This window comes from Paenibacillus sp. OT2-17 (assembly GCF_009827695.1).
GTDB lineage: Bacteria > Bacillota > Bacilli > Paenibacillales > Paenibacillaceae > Paenibacillus > Paenibacillus polymyxa_B.
This window is the reverse complement of sequence record NZ_WUDQ01000284.1, coordinates 1-4601: the sequence shown is the minus strand read 5'-3', so window position 1 is coordinate 4601 and position 4601 is coordinate 1. Positions and strand designations below refer to the sequence as shown.

4 protein-coding genes are annotated in these 4601 nt (G+C 46.6%); all 4 read right to left on the bottom strand.

Translation table 11 applies throughout. The features are described 5' to 3' along the window. The coding region (locus tag GRP75_RS19590; RefSeq protein WP_160790116.1) for a chemotaxis protein CheB at positions 1–1207 on the bottom strand (1207 nt) is incomplete at its 3' end. Between the two features lie 30 nt (positions 1208–1237). Continuing rightward, positions 1238–2125: a MinD/ParA family protein gene (locus GRP75_RS19585; protein WP_160790115.1), complete on the bottom strand. Its 888-nt coding sequence runs from the start codon at positions 2123–2125 to the stop codon at positions 1238–1240. Then, positions 2122–3564, bottom strand: coding sequence for a flagellar biosynthesis GTPase FlhF (gene flhF, locus GRP75_RS19580; RefSeq protein ID WP_160790114.1), 1443 nt, complete (start codon positions 3562–3564; stop codon positions 2122–2124). The genes GRP75_RS19585 and flhF overlap by 4 nt, the downstream gene beginning before the upstream one ends. Continuing rightward, on the bottom strand, positions 3561–4601 hold a 1041-nt coding region (locus GRP75_RS19575), incomplete at its 5' end, for an FHIPEP family type III secretion protein (protein ID WP_202404221.1). The genes flhF and GRP75_RS19575, both read right to left, overlap by 4 nt.

Sequence of the window (4601 nt, the reverse complement as noted above, 5' to 3'; positions counted from 1 at the left end):
CCTCCATCTTCAGTGACACAGGGTATTTACCACCGGCTCCTGGCACAATTCTTAGTTGATATCCCCCTGGGGCAATGTAGGCCGTTCCAGTCTCCAGCGTCATTCCCTGCTCAGCCTCCACAACTCGGAGTGGACTTAACGTGTTTAAGCGTTGTGCCAGCGAACGAGTGAAGTTTGGCGGCATATGCTGAACGATAACGATTGGAGCAGGAAAATCACCAGGAATGCGTTCCAACAGCGTCTTAAGCGCCCGCGGGCCGCCCGTAGAACATCCCACCGCCACCAGTTTGCGAAAGCTGGACGTGTGCACACCTTTTTTAAGAGAAAATCCCTTAGATGTGGCAGGAACTGTAGGTGCCGTTACTGGAGGCGTAGCAGCCGCAGGAGTAGGCGTAGCTGATGAAATCACCGTCTTACGGGGCTCCGGCTTAACCAGCCCTGCTTTATCCTTACCATGCAGCGATTTGCCAGCGGCCGTATTAGAACTGTTTAGTTGCCCTGGTGTTCGTCCCATCCCCTTGGACAAGTCTTCCTTCTTCTGAACAGTAGGTGCTTGGACTGACTTGCTTGTCTGAGCACCTGGCTGTTCTATGCGCCCCGCTGTAACAGATGTTCCAGACTGTTGTCGTTTAGTTTCCTGCTTGGCTGTTGCCGGGACGGACTTGCCCGCATCACGCTTCGGCTGAGCTGATACAGCAGGTGAAGGAGCAAGCGGAACAACAGGAGGCTTTTCCTGTGGCGTTTTCTCCGCTTGTTCCAATGCAGCTTTGCGCTCATTAGCTTCCTTGCGTTCCAGGCGGCTCCGCACTGCTTGCATAGCAGTGTGCATCTGTTCCAGCAGCGCCTTGCTCACTTGCTCAATATCTTGCGCATGAGCAATGGAAGGCTTTCTTATAAAATCGAAAGCTCCTGCCTCCAGAGCCATGATGGTCTCCTTCATACCTTGTTCATTAATGCCTGACAGCATAATAACAGGTAGCGGATGGGCTGCCATAATCAATGGCAATGCTTCAAGACCATTCATTTCAGGCATCTCGACATCCATGGTGACCAAATCGGGCTGCAATTCCTTCACTTTCTCTACAGCCTCTTTGCCATTGGCGGCTGTACCTACGATGTTGAACGACTCATCCCTTACAATTAAATCTGTAATAATTTTGCGCATAAAGGCCGAATCATCTACAACCAGCACCTGGTAAGCACACATGTTAAACACCTCTGTTTCCTCTCATCAAAATCAATGTACAGAACGCCGCAACCATTTTTGCATAAACCCTTTAATTCCACTCAATGCACCTGATTGCGGAATCTGTGGCATTGCTGCAAAACGGTGTGCCAGATTCAATACATCTCTTGAAGCCGCACATCCCGGAAAAGCAACCATAAAAGGTACTTGCCTTTTGACTGCTTGCATGACATGAGTATCATCACTGATATGTCCAAGCAACGGGATTTCGATCTCCAAAAAGCGTTTCGCAACCAGTGCGATCTTATCGGCAACTTGACGGGCCTCATTATCGTTATCGGCACGATTGACTATAATTTTGAATGCCGTATCCTTTTGTAACCCGCTGACGACTTTAATTAGCGCATACGCATCTGTTAAGGACGTCGGTTCCGGTGTGGTTACGACCAGGCATTCGTCAGCTGAAGTGATGAATTTAAGGTTTTCTTTGGATAAACCTGCACCTGTATCAAATAGAATGTAATCCATATCTGCCGCCATTTTCTCTACTTCTTCGGCAAAATAATTCAGATCGTTATCCGATAACGTAAACAATTCGCTCAAGCCCGATCCTCCAGCAATATAAGGCAAACCACCTACACCCGTTTGAATAATTTCATCAATTGATTTCTCACGTTTTAACAGGTGAAGAAGATTGAATTGTGAATTGGCTCCCATTAATACATCAATATTGGCCATACCTATATCAGCATCAAACACAAGTACCTTTCGACCAAGGGATTGCAGAGCCAGAGCAAAGTTCAGCGTGAAATTGGATTTGCCCACCCCGCCTTTACCACTGGTGATCGTTATAATTTTTGCTTGACGATTACGTGGGGGCAATCGATATTTATCCAAGGAAGAAGCCATTTGTCTAAGTGATTGGGCTTGGTCACTCATATGGAATCTCCGTTAACTCCTGTTGATGCTTTGGGTCCAAGCAGCATGCTTGTCACCATTTCTGCATCGGGATGAAGCAGGTCGTCAGGAACATTTTGTCCATTGGTAATATAAGCCAGCTGCATCGGAAAATGATGCAAAAGGTTAAACATCCCACCACAGCTACCTGTCTCGTCCATCTTAGTAAATACAACCTTACCAAGACCAAACTTACTGAAATGTCCAGTTATATTGAGCATATCTTTACTTTTGGATGTCAGACTGAGTACCAGATACGTCTCACTTTCATTAATAGGCGAAAGCAGACTTTGCAGTTCCGAAACAAGTAATTCATTACGATAATTTCGTCCTGCGGTATCCATGAGGATCAGGTCACAATGTTCCAGACGTTGAATGGCTCTGTGGACGTCACCAGGAGATTGCACAACTTCAAGCGGTACATTCAAAATCGTAGCATATGTACGCAGTTGCTCGACGGCTGAAATCCGGTACGTGTCAGAAGTAATAAATCCAACTTTGCGATGATGCTTAAACAACTGCTCTGCTGCTAACTTGGCAATGGTTGTCGTTTTCCCTACTCCGGTAGGACCTGCCACATACACAATTTTGGTATCTTTAGAGATCCCTTTGTCCAGTCTTGTCTGAATAAAACTGGCCACTTCCTCACGAAAGGCTTGTTCCCAATCAAAAGTTTCAGGCGCAAAAGGGTGCTCACTCCGACGCACATATACCTGTTCGAGCCAATACTCCAGTAAATCACGTTCCACTTCCTGCTCCAGTACACGCTCACAAATCTCTTGCAACGGCTCCGGCCAAGTACTTTCCAATGAAGAATTTCGGGAAAACCGAGTCATCATGGCTTTCATTTCCCGCAATTCATTAAGCAGAGCCTGATTTTCTTCTACTCCGCTCTTATCTGGAGCACTTACTTCAATGGGCTGTTTAAACAGTTCACTGGATGATTTCATGTTCGAAAGCAATGCTTCATGATCAAGTGCTTGAGATATAGTCTCCAGATTATTTGCAGGCCTAGATGACAAATGCTCAGTTGCTGAAGCAGCTTGTTCTTCATTCATCGTTAATTCAGCTTGTTCTTCTTTGGAACCACCCGTCATCTGCGTTACCCGTCGATAAGCTTCTGGAACAGCTTGTCTGGGAACCACAGGCATAAATGATTTTTCTGGCTGTTCAGGAGCGTTCATTAGAGGTGAAGCCGCCTGGGCAAGTTCTTGTGAAGAGGGTCCAAACCGTCGTGGCTTTTGAGGTTGCTTCTCCTCTACCGCAGCAACCACTTCGATTTTCTTTTTACTGAACATTCCCATGAAACCGCCGACCTTCATTTCTTTTGTACTTAAAATGACGGCGTCTGTTCCTAAGTCACCCCTGATTTGCAGCATAGCTTCTGGCATGGTATCCACTACATATCGTTTCACTCTCATAAGTTCACCACCCCGACACTTTGAATTTCAACGTTCGGCTCCAGCTCACTGTACGACAGCACCGGGACATCCTGCATCGTCCGCTCCATCACTTGCCGCAAATACATACGAATTGTCGGTGACGTTAACACAATAGGCTGCTGTCCAGATTGAATAAGGCGGTTGATTTGCTCCATCATTCTTTGATACACCGTTTGCGTAGACACCGGATCAAGAGCCAAATAGCTACCTTGCTCCGACTGTTGCACGCTTTCAGCAATTTTCTTCTCCAATCCTGGTCCCACTGTAATAACGCGTAACGTCTCCCCTTGTTGGGCAAATTGCTGCGTAATCTGGCGGGACAACGCCTGACGGACATATTCAGTCAGCACGTCGGGATCTTTTGTATAAGTGCCGTAGTCAGCTAATGTTTCGAAAATAGTCACCATATCGCGAATGGAGATTTTTTCTTTCAACAGCTTGGCCAGCACTTTTTGTACATCCCCAATCGCAAGCACAGAAGGAATAAGGTCGTCCACCAGCACTGGATAATTCTCTTTGAGATTGTCGACCAGCGACCGTGTTTCCTGTCTGCCAAGCAACTCATGAGCATGTTTCTTGATCGTCTCCGTAAGATGAGTAGCTACAACTGAAGGTGGATCAACTACGGTATAACCCGATAGTTCCGCAACATCCTTGGTGTTCTCATCAATCCAGAGCGCAGGTAATCCGAAGGCTGGTTCCGTCGTTTCGATTCCTGTAATAGAATCATCGTCGTATCCTGGACTCATAGCCAGGTAATGATTTAACAGAAGCTCTCCGCCGCCCACGGTATTACCTTTAATTTTAATTACATATTCGTTAGGCTTGAGCTGAATGTTGTCCCGAATACGAATGACCGGCACAACCAAACCCAGCTCCAAAGCACATTGACGACGGATCATAATAATCCGATCCAATAAATCCCCGCCCTGCTGTGTATCCGCCAGCGGAATTAACCCGTATCCAAATTCAAATTCAATTGGATCTACTTGAAGCAGATTAATGACACTTTCCGG

Coding starts and splice junctions, on each gene's coding strand:
- GRP75_RS19585 (WP_160790115.1), bottom strand. CDS start 2,125: ATGAGTGACCAAGCCCAATCACTTAGACAAATGGCTTCTTCCTTGGAT.
- flhF (WP_160790114.1), bottom strand. CDS start 3,564: ATGAGAGTGAAACGATATGTAGTGGATACCATGCCAGAAGCTATGCTG.